A 14,343-nucleotide genomic window follows, 5' to 3' on the forward strand; every position below is an offset into this window, starting at 1 on the left:
CCCGGCGCAAGGCCGGGCACGCCTGATGCGGGATGCCCCTCAGTTCTCCCGCTTCAGGGCGCTTTCGTGCCAGCGGCGCAGGAGCAGATGCGATATCCAGCTGATCGTGAGGAAGATGGCAATGCCGGACATGGAGATCATGATCAGCGCCGCGAACATGCGCGGGATCTTGAGCTGGTAGCCGGCCTCGAGGATGCGATAGGCAAGGCCCGAGGCCGAACCGCCCGAGCCGGCGACGAATTCGGCCACGACCGCGCCGATCAGGGCGAGGCCGCCGGAGATCTTCAGCCCGCCGAGGAAATAGGGCAGCGCTGCCGGCAGCCGGAGGTAGCGCAGGGTCTGCCAGCGCGAGGCGCCGTAGAGTTCGAACAGGTTGCGGAGGTTGTGATCCGCCGAGTTGAGGCCAAGGATGGTGTTTGACAGGATCGGGAAGAAGGCGACGATCCAGGCGCAGATCAGCAGCGACAGGTTGATGTCGCCGACCCAGATGATGATCAGCGGCGCGATGGACACGACCGGCGTCACCTGCAGGATCACCGCATAGGGAAAGAGCGACTTTTCCAGCCATTTCGACTGGGTGAAGAGCACGGCCAGACCGACACCCAGGGAGACGGCGGCGATGAGCGCGGCAGCCGTGATCCTGAGCGTCACCCACAAGGAGGCCGAGAGCGTCGCCCAGTCGGTGACCAGGGTCTTGGCGATCAGCAGCGGGCCGGGCAGGATGAAATGGGGGATTTCCCGCCACCAGACGATGAACTCCCAGGCGGCGAGCGCCAGGATCCCGATCCCCAGCGGCGCGAGAATTCCCGGCCAGGCCTCGGTGGAGATGCCGAGCACCTTGCGGTCCTCGCGGAAGATCGGGCGGGCCTCGGCATCGGTGCCGTCATGGGGCACGGCGGCGGGGGACAGCGTCGCGTCGGTCATGCCGAAATCGCCTCCTTCAGCTTCTCCGATGCGATCCGGCACCAGTGTGCATAGTCGGCGGAGGTGCGGAACAGGTCGTCCCGCGGATAGGGCGCCTCAACCCTGAGATCCGCCATGACCCGCCCGGGGCGCGCCGCCATGACGACGATGCGCTGGGAGAGATAGACACTCTCGAAGACCGAATGGGTGACGAAGACGGCGGTGAACTGGTTCGCCTCCCACAGGCGCAGGAGATCGTCGTTGAGCTTGTGGCGGGTGATCTCGTCGAGCGCGGCGAAGGGCTCGTCCATCAGCAGGATCTTCGGATGGGTCACCAGGGCGCGGGCGATGGAGACGCGCATCTTCATGCCGCCGGAAAGCTCGCGCGGATAGCTCGTCTCGAAGCCCTTGAGACCGACGAGGGCCAGCATCTCGGCGCCGCGGGCCTCGGCCTCGCCCTTGTTCGTGCCGGACAGTTTCAGCGGCAGGATGACATTGTCGAGGGCCGTGGCCCAGGGCATCAGCGTCGGGTCCTGGAAGACGAATCCCAGTTCGCGGGCCGGCCTGCCCCAGGCGTCGTGATTCATCGTCGCCCAGTCGATGGTCCCGACGCTGGGATCGCCAAGGCCGGCGATCATGCGCAGGAGGGTCGACTTGCCGCAGCCGGAGGGCCCGAGCAGGCTGACGAACTCGCCGCGCGCCAGATCGAGGTTGACGTCGCGAACGGCAATGGTGCCGTTCGCGAACTGCTTGGACACATGGCGGACGGCAACGAGTGTTTTCGCGCCCTTCGCCGCCGGACGGTCTGCTTCAGCAAGGTTCACGTCAGGCCCTGCCCACACCCTTGTTGACGAAGCGCAGGTCATAGGCCCGCTTGACGTCGATCCCGGCCGGGAAGACGCCGGCGTCGCGCATCTGCACATAGAAGGCCTGCCAGCGAGCGTCTGTCATGGCACCGATGCCGAGCGTCGTCGCGTCGCCGGACATGACGATGCCGTTCTCGGTCATGACCTTGATCGCATAGTCGATCTTCTTCTGATCCATGTCAGGATTGTCGCGCATGATCAGCTTGTTGGCCTCGGCGATGGCCGGCCCGCCCTTCATGTATTCGGCCCAACCCTCAAGCGAGGCGGTGACGAAGCGCTGCACGACGTCTGTGCGCTCGTCGACCATCTTCCGCGAGATATTGATGGTGGTGTTGTAGTTGGCGAAACCGGCATCGGCGATGAGATGGACCAGCGGCTTGACGCCGCCCTGCTGCTCGATGGCGAAGGGCTCGGAGGACAGGAAGCCCTGCTGGCAGATGTTCTTGTCGGCAAGGAAGGGTGCCATGTTGAAGGTGTAGGGGCGCACCTGCTCATCAGTGAAGCCGAAGCGGGCCTTCAGATAGGGCCAGAACGACGTCCGCCCGCCGGCGCCAACCAGGATGGTCTTGCCCCTGAGCGCGGCAAGGCTGTCGTTGCCGACGCCAGGGTGGCAGATGATGACCTGCGGATCCTTCTGGAAGATCGAGCCGATGCACAGGAACGGCAGGTTCTCCTGCACGTAGCGGACGGCCTCGAAGGAGTTCGACATGATCATGTCGACACGCCCGCCGAGGAGGAGCTGCGAGGGGTTCTGCTGCGGGCCGCCCATGCGGATGTCAGCCTCGATCCCGTACTTCCGGTAGATGCCGGCGGCGACAGCCTGGTAGAAACCACCATGCTCGGCCTGGGCGCGCCAGTTGGTCTGGTAGGACACCCGGTCGAGGCCCTGGGCCGTGACGAGGTCCGACCGCATGAGATAGGCGGCGGAAACACCTGCGCCGAGCGCCAGCGCGCGGCGGCGGGTGATGCGGTTGGCGGGGGACGTGACGGACATGGCGACCTCTCCTGAAGCGGGCCTCGCAAGACCCTTGAAATCCATGACGGCGACCGGAGCAACGGGCGTGCCGGTTTATCCTACGATATCGTGAAGGCGTCCGGTTCGGTGTGCATAATTTTTGTGCACATCAACAGTTTGCAGGCGCAAAATGTCATCGTTCGAACGGCTCCCCTGGCAGATGACGGCATGGCGCCCGGCGATTCAATTTGGCACTGTGTCGCTTCATCGAACGGACAGAAACCATGAGCGCTCTCGACGACCTTCGGGCCGACCTTGCCGGCATCACCCTTGCGGAGGATGCCGCGTCCGTGCGGATGGCCAGCCGCGATTTCTTCTGGTTCTCGCCGATCCTGAAGCCTGAGCTGGAGGGCAAGGTCGCCGATCTCGTCGCCATCCCGGCGGATAAGGACGAACTCAGGCGGATCGCGGCGACCTGCGCCCGCCACCGCGTTCCCCTCGTCATCCGCGGCGGCGGCACCGGCAATTACGGCCAGGCCGTGCCGCTGGCCGGCGGGCTGGTGGTCGACATGCGCCAGCTCAACCGCATGATCTTCGCCCGGCCTGGCGGCGCCCGGTTCGAGGCGGGCGCCAATATGCTGGACATCGACAAGCTGCTGGACCCGCATGGCCAGGAACTGCGGTTCCACCCCTCGACGCGGGCGCAGGCGACCATCGGCGGCTTCGTCGCTGGCGGCGCGGCGGGCGCCGGCTCCTGCACCTGGGGGCAGATCGACAATCTCGGCGCCGTCACCGCGCTCGAGGTCATGACCGTCGAGGAGACCCCGCGCCTGGTCGAGTTGCGCGGCCGCGAAATCCTCAAGGTCATGCACGCCTATGGGGTCAACGGCATCATCACCGAAGTGGAGGTGCCGACCGCACCCGCCCATGACTGGGCCGAGCGCATCGTCACCTTCGACAGTCTGATGGCGGCAGCCCGGTTCGGCCAGGCCTTCATGGAATGCGACGGCATCGCCAAGAAGCTCGTCTCCGTCCACGACCCGCGCATCGTGCCCTATCTGAAACGCCTCGCGCCCTACCTTCAGGACGGCCGCGCCTTCGCCATCCTGATGGTCTCGGAGCCGCAGGCCGATACGCTCGACCTGCTGATCGGCGACCACAAGGGTGAGGTCACATTCCGGCGCGGCGCGGCCGAGGCCAAGGCGGTCGCCTTCGGCACGCACCGGGAACGCGGCGGCCCCGGCCCGCTTTACGAATACACCTGGAACCACACGACGCTGCACGCTCTCAAGATGGATCCGTCCATCACCTATCTGCAGCTGCGCTTTCCTGCCCCGAACAATCTCGCGCTGGTCGAATGGGCGGCGAAGGAGTTTGACGAGGACGTCTATTTGCACCTCGAGTTCCAGCGCCGCGAGGGCAAGGTCATCACCTCGTCGCTGCCGCTGGTGAAGTTCACCACGCCCGAGCGCCTGATGGAAATCATGGCCAGGGCGGCGGAAGGCGGCGTCCAGCCGTCGAACGCCCACAGCTTCGTCCTCAACAATGCCGGCTGGAAGCGGATCGACGCGCCGCAGCCGGAGTTCAAACGGCAGGCGGACCCGCATGGCCTGATGAACCCCGGCAAGCTGCTGGGCTGGGAGGCCGAGGCGCAGCAGGCGGCGGAGTAAGCCACTACCCGCCCGGGCCCACGGCGCCTCTCTGGTCTACGATCCGCCGGTACTGGTCCGGCTGGCGATGCATGTCGAAATTGAAGGTCGTGGCCTTGTAACTCCGGGTCAGGTCGAGGTCGCAGCGCGCGACGACGAGTTCATCCTCTTGCGTCAGGGCCTGGCCGATCACCTCGCCTGTGGGCGCGATGATGGAGGAGCCTCCAATCATTTCGCAGCCCTCCTCGACGCCGCATTTGGCGACGCCGACCACCCAGGTACCGTTCTGGTAGGCGCCGGCCTGCATGACCAACTGGTTATGGAATTCGCCGAGGCGGTCGTGGTCGGGGGCCGGCGGATTGTGGCGCGGCGTGTTGTAGCCGAGCAGGATCATCTCCACCGACTGCAGGCCCATGACGCGGTAGCTTTCCGGCCAGCGGCGGTCGTTGCAGATCATCATGCCCATATGGCCGCCTAGGGCGTTCCACACGCCCCAGGAGAGGTCGCCGACCTCGAAATAGCGCTTTTCGAGGTGCTGGAAGGCCCGCCACGGCTCGTGGCCAGCATGGCCCGGAAGGTGGATTTTCCGATATTTCCCAACGATCTCGCCGGACTTGTTCACCAGGATCGCGGTATTGAAGCGCCGCCCCTCGGGCGTCAGCTCGGCATACCCCATCGAGAAGCCGATGCCGAGCCGCACGGCCTCGTTGAACAGGGGCGCGGTCTCGTTGGAGGGCATCTCGCGCTCGAAGAAGGCGTCGATCTCGTCCCGGCTCTCCATCCACCAGCGGGGGAAGAAGGTCGTCAGGGTCAGTTCGGGAAAGACGACGAGATCGCAGCAGTGCGAGGCCGCTTCGCGCATCAGGTCGAGCATCCGGACCACGACCTCGCGGCGGGAATGGGCCCGCTGGATGGCGCCCATCTGGGCGGCGCCGACGGTGACGATACGGCTCATGCGGTCTCCTTCTCGACCTCGGCGGCATCCCTGCCGACGATCTCGCGGTAGATGGTGGGGTCGGTTGCCCCCTCGGTGCCGATGCACAGGATGCGCGAGGCTGCATCGAGCCCGAGAACGGCGCGCGCCTGTGGATCGGAGGCGGCAGCCACGAGGCCGGCAAGGCCGGCGACGCCGGATTCACCGGCAGCGATGCGCTCCTCCGCAAGCCGCCGCATCGTGTCGGCGGCGCGACCGTCGGGAATGGCCATGAAGGCGTCGGCGCCGGGCGACAGCAGGGCCCAGGCGAGCTCGGAGGGCTCGCCGCAGGCCAGCCCCGCCATGATCGTGTCGAGATCACCGCCGACCGTGGTCCAGCGCCGGGCCGCGGCACTCTCCAGCAGGCAGGCGGCCTCGTCCGGCTCAACGACGACCAGGACCGGGCGGTCGGCGCCAAGGCTCTCCCAGGTCCACGACAGGATGGCGGCGGCGATGCCGCCGACGCCGCCCTGGACGAAGATATGGGTCGGCCGGGCCCCCTGCGCCTCCGCCTCGATGCCAAGCACGGCATAACCCTGCATGACGTCGCGCGGGATGAGATCATAGCCCGGCCATGACGTGTCGGAGACGATGGTCCAGCCGTTTGCCGCGGCAGCCTCGGCGGAGGCGCGCACGGCGTCGTCGTAATTCCCGGGTACGCGGCGGACCTCGGCGCCATAGGCTGCAATGGCGTCGGCCCGGCCCTGGCTGACGGTCTCGTGGACATAGATGACTGCGCGGACGCCGAGGCGCCGGGCGCCCCAGGCAACGGCGCGGCCATGGTTGCCGTCGGTGGCGCAGGTCACCGTCAGGCCCTCGGCCGAACCGCGGGTCGCCACCAGTCGCTCGACCGCATAGGCCCCTCCCAGCGCCTTGAAGCTCTTCAGGACGAAGCGGTGCGCCTCGTGCTTGTAGAGGATGGATCCGACCCCGGCCTCGCGCGCCAGGGCGGCGAGCGAGAGGAGCGGCGTTGGCCGGTAGCCCTCCCATGCGGCGATGGCGGCATGGGCGGCGCGAGCCCCTTCCAGCGAGAGGATGGCGCGTTCCGCGGGTCCATAGGGACGCGCGCGGTCGAGATCCGGATTGGCGAGGAGGCGGCTGTCACCCGCGACTGTGAGGATGTCGGACATGCGGGGGGACGATCCTTCGCGCGGTTCAGCCGGCATAGCCAAATCCGACGGCGGGGGCCTCGGCGGTCTCGACCCAGACGCTTTTGGTGGTGGTGTAGGCGTGGAGAGCCTCGATGCCCGACGAGCGACCATAGCCCGACTGACCGAAGCCGCCAAACGGACTCATGACACTGATGGTCTTGTAGGCGTTCACCCAGAAGGTCCCGGCCCGCACCTTGGCGGCGACACGGTGGGCGCGGCCGACGTCGCGCGTCCAGACGGCGCCGGCAAGGCCGTAATCGGTCGCATTGGCGATGGCGACAGCCGCCTCCTCGCAATCGAAAGGCGTGACCGCCACGACCGGTCCGAACACCTCCTCGCGGGCGATGTCCATGGTCGGGCTGACGCGATCGAGCACGGTCGGAGCGTAGAAGAACCCGGCGTCACGGCCGGCGGGTCGACCACCACCGGCGGCCACCACCGCCCCCGCGTCGACACCGGCCCTGACCATGGCGTCGATCTTTCCCCACTGGCCGCCATGGACGATGGGGCCGATCTGGGTCGCGTCGTCGAGCGGATCGCCGACGGGGATCCGCGGGGCGGCCGCGGCCAGGCGCGCGACGAATTCGGCATGGATCGACCGGTGGACGAGCAGGCGCGAGCCGGCGACGCAGGACTGGCCGGCGCCGGAGAAGATCGCCGCCTGGGCACCGAGCACGGCGCGGTCGAGGTCGGCATCGGGGAAGACGATGTTGGCCGACTTGCCGCCGAGTTCGAGCAGGGTCGGGACGACGCGCTGAGCCGCGGTGGCGGCGATCCGGGCGCCGGTCTCCCGTGACCCGACAAACACGACAAGCCGGGTGAGCGGGTGGGCGACAGCGGCGGCACCCGTGGTGGCGCCATAGCCGGCAAGGACGTTGACGAGGCCGTCGGGAACCCCGGCCTGTTCGCAGATCACCGCCAGGGCGAGCGAGGTGAAGGGCGTCAGCTCCGAGGGCTTCAGCACCACCGCATTGCCGGCGGTGATGGCGGGCGCGATCTGCCAGCCGGCGGTGAAGATCGGCGCGTTCCACGGCGTGATCTGGACGACCGCACCGAGAGGCTCGCGCCGCACATAATTGAGGTGCGAGGTCGGCACGGGAATGACATCACCATGCAGCTTGTCGGCCCAGCCGGCATAGTACTCGAACATTTCCGCCACCTTGGCGACCTCGACCCGGGTGTCGCGGATGGGTTTGCCGGAGGCGAGCGTCTCCAGCTCCGCCAGCGCTGCGGCCTTGGCCCTGACCCCCTGCCCGATCGCCCAGATGATGCGACCACGCGCCGAGGCCGTCATGGCGGACCAGGCGGCCAGCGCATCGGTTGTCGCGGCCAAGGCCTGGCCCGCAGCCGCCTCGCCTGCGTCACGATAGCTGGCGAAAGTGAGGCCCGTGACAGGATCGACCAGGGTGATGGTCTCCCCCCGCCCCTCCAGCGTTGCACCGGCAATGCGGCTACCGACCACACCTCCAGGGACGAGTGCCGCGTAGAGATCGGCCACGCGGCTGGCGGTATCCGGACGTTGAAGAGCGGTCATGTCTGCGGCTGGTCCTGAACGATGCGGTTGAAGTCCTCGCCGTCGGCGAGCCGCGCGGCGCTGTCGGCCCACAGACCGGCAACCAGGCTGCTCACCGGCAGGTCGATGCCGACCTCCGCCGCCAGGGCGGCGGCGAGCCGCACATCCTTGCGCATGAGGCCCATGGTGAAGCCTGAGTCGAAGGCGCCGTTCAGGACCCAGCGTGGATAGTTGACCTCGGATACGGCCGAGCGCCCGGAGGCGGCATTGACCACGGCGAGCACATCCGCGGCCGGGACGCCGGCCGCCTCGGACAGGCGCACGGCCTCGGAAACCGTCAGCAGATGCGCGCCGACCAGAAGGTTGTTGACGAGCTTGGCGACATTGCCGGCACCGGGCGCGCCGACATGCAGGCGCCTGGCACTGATCGCCTCCAGAACCGGCATGGCGCGCGCGAGATGGTCGGCCGAACCGCCGATCATCATGGTGAGCGTGCCGGCCTCCGCCCCCGACGGGCCGCCGGAGACCGGGGCGTCGAGGAAGCCGAGCCCCTTTTCCGATGCGATGGCAGCAAGGCGGCGCGACACCCCCGCCTCCGAGGTGGAGGTGTCGACGAAGACGGCACCGGGCGGTGCCTGGGCGAGGAAACCGTCAGCAGCCTCGACCACGGCGCCGACGACCTCCGCCGTCGGGAGCGAGGCGATGACCACGTCGCTGGCGGCGAAAAGAGCGGAAAGGCTCGCCGCCTCCACGACGCCCTTCGCGGAGGCCAGCGCCATGCGCTCCGGCGCGTGGTCGCTGCCGAGCGTGCGGAAACCCTTGGCGGCACTGTTCGCGGCCATCCCGAGGCCCATCCGACCGAGACCGACGACGCCAATGGTCAATGCGCTCAACGCGAGACCCCTTCCCTGACTGCGAGGCATGCGCGGAACGGATGACCTCCGCGCCGCTGCATCCGTGGAAAAACACGCGCGCCCATGAAAGGGTCAAGGCGAAACGTTGGGCAGACCCTCGGGGGACACGGCAGCCATGCGCATCTTCACGGCCAGCATCGCGACGGAGACCAACACGTTCTCGCCCATCCCCACGGCAATGGACAATTATCTGACGTGCGTCGCCTATCGTCCGGGGGAACACCCGGTCGAGCAGCCGACCCTGTGCAGTGCACCGCTCTTCGTGGCCCGCCGCCGCGCCACCCAGGAAGGGTTCACGCTGGTGGAAGGCTCGTGCTTCTTCGCCCAGCCGGCCGGTCCGACGACCAGGCTCGCCTACGAGACCATGCGCGATGAGATCCTCGGCCAGCTACAGGCCGCGCTGCCGGTCGACGGTGTGCTCCTCGGCATGCATGGCGCGATGGTGGCCGACGGCTTTGACGACTGCGAGGGCGATGTTCTGGAGCGCGTGCGTGCGATCGTCGGACCGGATTGTGTCATCGGCGTCGAGCTCGACCCGCACAACCACATGACCAGGAAGCGCGTCGCTCTCGCCGACATCATCATCTGCTTCAAGGAATATCCGCATGTCGATATCGTGCCGCGCGCCGAGGAACTGGTGACGCTGGTGCTGAAGACGATCCGCAAGGAGATCAGGCCGGTGGCCTCGCTCTATGACTGCGGCATGATCGCCTTCTATCCGACGACCTCGGAGCCGAACACGTCCTTCGTCGCCCGCCAGAAGAGCTTCGAGGGCCAGGACCGTGTGCTCTCGGTCTCCTTCGTCCATGGCTTCCCCCATGCCGACGTGCCGGAGATGGGCTCGCGCATGCTGGTCTATACCGACAATGCCAAGGCGAAGGGCGACGCGCTGGCGGTCCGCCTCGGCGAGGAGATCGTCGCGCTGCGTGGCAAGACCGCGCCTCCCAACCTCGACTTCGTCGACGCCCTCGACCAGGCGTTGGCCACCAATACGGCGAGCGGCCCGGCCATCATCGCCGAGCCGGCCGACAATGCCGGCGGCGGCTCGGCCTCCGACAACACGCTCTCTTTGCGCACCCTCGTCGCCCGCGGCGTCGAGAATGCCGCGGTTGCGCCACTCTGGGATCCCCAAGCCGTCGCCTTCTGCCATGCCGTCGGTGCCGGGGCGCGACTGCGCCTGCGGATCGGCGGCAAGACATCGGAACTCTCCGGCGATCCCTTCGATGCCGATTGCGAGGTGCTGGCGGTAGCCAAGGACTGCCACCAGAGCTTCGGCGAGGCCAAGGGGCCGCTCGGCGACCTTGCGGCGGTCAGGATTGGCTGCGTCACCGTCATCATGAACACCAACCGCGCCCAGGCCCTCGGACGCGAGCTCTTCACGGCCCTCGGCCTCGACCCGGCCTCCTATCGGCTGCTGGTGCTGAAATCGGCGCAGCATTTCATGGCCGCCTATGGGCCGCTGGCGTCCCGGGTCTTCTATTCCGAGACGCAGGGCCCCTCGACCCAGCGCTACGAGAAGCACAGCTACAGCCGGATCGCCCGGCCGAAATGGCCGATAGACGCGCAGGCGTCGGGCGCGCTGATCCTCTGATGCGGGCTCAGCGGACCCTTTCGGGGTTCAGGTCCTTCTCGAGGCGCTGCGAGTAGCGGCTCATCGTGTAGCAGGCGATGAAATAGACGAAGGCCGCGTAGAGATAGGCCTCGGTGGCGAAGCCGAGCCAGTTCGAATCGCCCAGAGCCGAGCGCAGCGTTGTGAAGAAGTCGAAGATGCCGATGATGAGGACCAGCGTCGTGTCCTTGAACAGGCCGATGAAGGTGTTGACCTGCGCCGGTATGGTGATCTTCAGCGCCTGCGGCAGAACAATGAAGCGCATCGCCTGGGCATAGTTCAGCCCCAGCGAGTCGGCGCCTTCGAACTGACCCTTGGGAATCGCCTGCAGACCGCCGCGGAAGACCTCCGCCATATAGGCGGCGGCAAAGACGATGAAGGCGATCTGGGCGCGGATCAGCCGGTCGATCTCGACGCCCTGCGGCATGAAGAGCGGCACGATGAAGGTCGCAATGAACAGGAGCGAGATCAGCGGCACGCCGCGGATGAACTCGATCCAGGTGACCGACAGTGCCCGTACGATGGGGCGTTTCGAGCGACGGCCAAGCGCCAGCATGATGCCGATCGGATAGGCCATGGCGAGGCCGAAGACCGACAGGAAGATGGTCACCAGCCAGCCGCCCCAGAGCCGCGTTCCTACCGGTTCGAGGCCGGGGATCGGAATGCCGAGGACCGAGCCGCCCATCAGGCCCCACATAACCGCGAGGACGGCGAACCACGCATAGACCAGTTCGCGCCGCCAGAACAGGCGCTGGGTCGAGAGGGCCACCATGACAGCGAAGATCACCAGGACGGTGGCCGGCCGCCAGCGCAGCTCGAAGGGGTAGAGGCCGAATACCGAGAACCAGAACTTCTCGCCGATGAAGGCCCAGCAGGCCCCGCCGGCCTCGCGGCACTGGGCGGCGGTGCCGGTCCAGGTGGCGTTGATGAAGGCCCAGGACAGGAACGGCGGCAGGGTCCAGGCAAGGATGGCGACGCATGCCAGGGTGATCACCGCAGTGCCGGGGGTGCCGAAATAGGTTCGGAACAGCGCCAAGGGCAACGGCGGCAGAACGCTGGCCGGCGGCTTCAGGTCGGCCAGCTTTTCACTGGCGACATAGTGGACGAGGGCGTCCGGTGCGACGGGGCGGTTCATGGCATCAGCGCTCCCGGATCGCGACACGGCCGTTGTACCAATTCATGAAGGCCGAGGTCAGTAGCGAGATCGTCAGGTAGACCAGGGCGAAGACAAGGATCACCTCGACGGCGCGACCAGTCTGATTCATCGTCGTGTTGGAGACGTGCACGAGATCCGGATAGCCGATCGCCACAGCCAGCGACGAGTTCTTGGTGAGGTTGAGATACTGGCTGGTGAGCGGCGGGATGATCACCCGCAGCGCCTGTGGCAGGATGACCAGACGCATGATGCGCGGCGCCGGCAGACCCAGGGCCCGGGCGGCCTCCCACTGGCCCTTGTAAACCGAGACAATGCCGCCGCGGACGATCTCAGCGATGAAGGCGGCAGTGTAGAGCACGAGGCCGAGCAGAAGGGCGACGAATTCGGGCGAGAGTTCGATGCCGCCGGTGAAGTTGAAGCCCTGGAGGACCGGAACGCTCAGGGTCGCGGGGAAGCCCTGCGCAGCCAGTGCCAGGAACGGCAGACCGATGATCAGCGCGGCGGCGATTGGCAGGGTCGGCGGCGCGTCACCGGCGGCCTCGCGGCGCCGCCGCAGCGCGCGGGCCGCGATGAAGGCGCCGATGATGCCGGCGACGAGGGCCCAGATGACGGGCCAGAGCGCAGGCGACCATTCGACCCACGGCACCTTCATGCCGCGGTTCGACAGGAACATGCCAGGCCCCAGCGGCAGGGCCTGTCGCGGGCCCGGCAAGGTGTTGATGATGGCGTACCAAAGGAAGAGCTGCAGCAGCAGCGGCGTGTTGCGGACGACCTCGACATAGCCGGAGACCAGGCGCGCCAGCAGCGGGTTGGAGGACAGGCGCATGACGCCGAGCGCGACCCCGAGCAGGGTGGCGAGAATGATCCCGACCACCGCAACGCGCAGCGTGTTGAGAAGGCCGACGATCACGGCACGGCCATAGCTGTCAGTCGGCGCGAAGGGAATCAGACCCTCGCCGATGGCGAAATTGGCGGGGCGGTCGAGGTAGTCCCAGCCAAAGATCAGACCACGCGCCACCATATTGGCGGACATGTTGTTCCAGGCCGCCCATACGACGACGAGGACGAAGACGACGAGAACCGTCTGCAGTGCCAGCCCGCGCTTGACCGGGTCGTTCCAGAACGCAGTCTTGGTGGCTGGTGGGGTCTCGATCGTGCTCATGAGGACTTCCATGGTGCCGTGGCACGGAAGGAGGAAGGCAAGAGCCATGCCCGGCAAAGAGGAACCGGGGCGCTTACGCGCCCCGGTGGGTCATGGCTGCCGAAACTCGGCGAAACGGCCGATCAACGGGCCGGCGGGGCGTAAAGCAGGCCGCCTTTGGTCCAGATATTGTTCTGGCCGCGCTCAAGGCCGAGCGGCGTGTTGACACCGAGGTGACGCTCGAACATCTCGCCGTAATTGCCGAAGGCCTTGATGATGGTGCGGGCATACTGGTCGTTGGCCGCGCCGATCGCCGTGCCCATGCCGGGCTCGACGCCAAGCAGGCGACGGATGCGCGGATCGGTGGCGGAACCAGCGATCTGATCGACATTGGCCTGGGTGATACCGAACTCCTCGGCGTCGATCAGGGCAAAGACCGTCCAGGCGACGATGTTGGTAAACTCTTCATCGCCCTGACGGATGGTCGGGCCGAGGGGCTCCTTCGAGATGCGCTCCGGCAGGATCACGTGGTCGCGCGGGTTGCTGAGCAGCGTGCGCTGCGCGGCGAGCGCGGCGAAGTCGTTGGTGAAGAGTCGCAGCGGCCCTGGTCATAGGCGCGGCGCAGTTCGTCCAGCGCCTCGATGACGACGGGGCGGAACGTCATGTTGTTCTGGCGGAAGAAGTCCGCGAGGTTCAGTTCGGTCGTGGTGCCCGGCTGGACGCAGACGGTGGCGCCATTCAGCGCGCGGGCCGAGGTGACGTTGAGGCGGCGCGGCACCATGATGGCCTGACCGTCATAGAAAATGATGGCCGGGAAGTTGAAGCGGTTGACGCCAGTATCGCGGGTCAGGGTCCAGGTCGTGTTGTTCGACAGGACGTCGACTTCGCCATTTGTCAGGGCAGGGAAACGCGACTGCGTCGTCACCGGTACGAACTCGACCTTGGACGGGTCGTTGAAGATGGTGATGGCGATGGCACGGCAGACCTCGACGTTGAAGCCGCCCCAGACGCCCTGGGCGTTCGGCACACCGAAGCCAGGGTTGGACGGACCCTGCACGCCGCAGCGGAGCGTACCGCGGGCCTTGATGGCGTCGAGGTCGCGGCCGGCTTCGGCGGCCGTCGGGCCGAACACGAAGGCCGCAGCCGCGAGGCCCGCCAGGACGAAATTCCTGATCATTCGCTACTCTCCTGTGAAGACCTGCGGCCGACCGGATCGGTGGGCGCAGGGGAAACCTCTCGCTCCCGGGACGTCCGGCAGCAGCACGCAGTTCTGAAATCGATCCTTTACCTTTTCAACGGGGCCATCAATATCTGTGACAATTTGCATCAGGTCTGTTTATCGATTGCGCAGGACAGCCCGCATCTGCCGCATTGAGCGGCAAACGCTGTCAACGTTCGCCCCGAGGCGCGAAGCCTTCGCGGTTATCCGGCACGTTAAGCCGCAATAGCATGCTCACTGAACGGGCAGCGCAGCCGGCAACTCCCGGCTGGACCACGACCCTCGCGGCGATTG

The 14,343-nt window shown here is 67.0% G+C and carries 12 protein-coding genes and 1 pseudogene; 2 read left to right on the top strand and 11 right to left on the bottom strand.

Annotated elements, in window-relative coordinates; genetic code table 11:
• Positions 1-39 precede the first annotated feature (39 nt).
• From Q0C57_RS00420 to Q0C57_RS00430, 3 genes are read right to left on the bottom strand one after another with little or no spacing between them, the layout of a single operon-like run.
• Positions 40-924 (bottom strand): ABC transporter permease, encoded by an 885-nt coding sequence (locus tag Q0C57_RS00420; RefSeq protein ID WP_296570523.1) that lies wholly within the window; start codon positions 922-924, stop codon positions 40-42.
• Entirely contained in the window at positions 921-1,727 is an 807-nt protein-coding gene (locus tag Q0C57_RS00425; RefSeq protein ID WP_296570526.1) for an ABC transporter ATP-binding protein, read from the bottom strand. The genes Q0C57_RS00420 and Q0C57_RS00425 overlap by 4 nt, the downstream gene beginning before the upstream one ends.
• Before the next feature lies 1 nt (position 1,728).
• Positions 1,729-2,763 (bottom strand): ABC transporter substrate-binding protein, encoded by a 1,035-nt coding sequence (locus Q0C57_RS00430; protein WP_296570529.1) that lies wholly within the window; start codon positions 2,761-2,763, stop codon positions 1,729-1,731.
• 245 nt (positions 2,764-3,008) lie between these two features.
• On the opposite strand from Q0C57_RS00430, the gene Q0C57_RS00435 reads away from it, so the two are divergent.
• Positions 3,009-4,394: an FAD-binding oxidoreductase gene (locus Q0C57_RS00435; protein WP_296570531.1), complete on the top strand. Its 1,386-nt coding sequence runs from the start codon at positions 3,009-3,011 to the stop codon at positions 4,392-4,394.
• Between the two features lie 4 nt (positions 4,395-4,398).
• Here the strand turns inward: Q0C57_RS00435 and Q0C57_RS00440 are convergent, their stop codons facing one another.
• The 4 genes and pseudogenes from Q0C57_RS00440 to Q0C57_RS00455 form a co-directional block, all read right to left on the bottom strand.
• A complete protein-coding gene (locus tag Q0C57_RS00440) occupies positions 4,399-5,328 on the bottom strand; it encodes an N-carbamoyl-D-amino-acid hydrolase (RefSeq protein WP_296570533.1) in 930 nt (309 codons plus the stop codon).
• Positions 5,325-6,476, bottom strand: a complete 1,152-nt coding sequence (locus Q0C57_RS00445) for a diaminopropionate ammonia-lyase (protein WP_296570536.1) — start codon at positions 6,474-6,476, stop codon at positions 5,325-5,327. The genes Q0C57_RS00440 and Q0C57_RS00445 overlap by 4 nt, the downstream gene beginning before the upstream one ends.
• 25 nt (positions 6,477-6,501) lie before the next feature.
• Positions 6,502-8,031 carry an aldehyde dehydrogenase family protein gene (locus Q0C57_RS00450; RefSeq protein ID WP_296570539.1) on the bottom strand — a complete coding sequence of 510 codons (1,530 nt, stop codon included), beginning with the start codon at positions 8,029-8,031 and terminating at the stop codon, positions 6,502-6,504.
• Positions 8,028-8,939: pseudogene (locus Q0C57_RS00455) on the bottom strand (NAD(P)-dependent oxidoreductase); the annotation flags it as partial. The gene Q0C57_RS00450 and the pseudogene Q0C57_RS00455, both read right to left, overlap by 4 nt.
• Before the next feature lie 100 nt (positions 8,940-9,039).
• On the opposite strand from Q0C57_RS00455, the gene Q0C57_RS00460 reads away from it, so the two are divergent.
• On the top strand, positions 9,040-10,515 hold the full coding sequence (locus Q0C57_RS00460) for a M81 family metallopeptidase (RefSeq protein ID WP_296570543.1): 1,476 nt from the start codon (positions 9,040-9,042) through the stop codon (positions 10,513-10,515).
• A gap of 7 nt (positions 10,516-10,522) precedes the next feature.
• On the opposite strand, the gene Q0C57_RS00465 is transcribed toward Q0C57_RS00460, so the two are convergent.
• From Q0C57_RS00465 to Q0C57_RS21095, 4 genes are all read right to left on the bottom strand, one after another.
• A complete protein-coding gene (locus tag Q0C57_RS00465) occupies positions 10,523-11,668 on the bottom strand; it encodes an amino acid ABC transporter permease (RefSeq protein ID WP_296570546.1) in 1,146 nt (381 codons plus the stop codon).
• Positions 11,669-11,672: 4 nt separating this feature from the next.
• Positions 11,673-12,851 (bottom strand): ABC transporter permease subunit, encoded by a 1,179-nt coding sequence (locus tag Q0C57_RS00470; RefSeq protein WP_296570549.1) that lies wholly within the window; start codon positions 12,849-12,851, stop codon positions 11,673-11,675.
• A 122-nt stretch (positions 12,852-12,973) separates the two neighbouring features.
• Positions 12,974-13,357 carry a hypothetical protein gene (locus Q0C57_RS21090; protein ID WP_366937788.1) on the bottom strand — a complete coding sequence of 128 codons (384 nt, stop codon included), beginning with the start codon at positions 13,355-13,357 and terminating at the stop codon, positions 12,974-12,976.
• Positions 13,354-14,007, bottom strand: coding sequence for a transporter substrate-binding domain-containing protein (locus Q0C57_RS21095; RefSeq protein WP_366937789.1), 654 nt, complete (start codon positions 14,005-14,007; stop codon positions 13,354-13,356). The genes Q0C57_RS21090 and Q0C57_RS21095 overlap by 4 nt, the downstream gene beginning before the upstream one ends.
• Positions 14,008-14,343: the final 336 nt, after the last annotated feature.

Origin of the sequence: Phreatobacter sp. (assembly GCF_022843985.1) — a bacterium.
GTDB lineage: Bacteria > Pseudomonadota > Alphaproteobacteria > Rhizobiales > Phreatobacteraceae > Phreatobacter.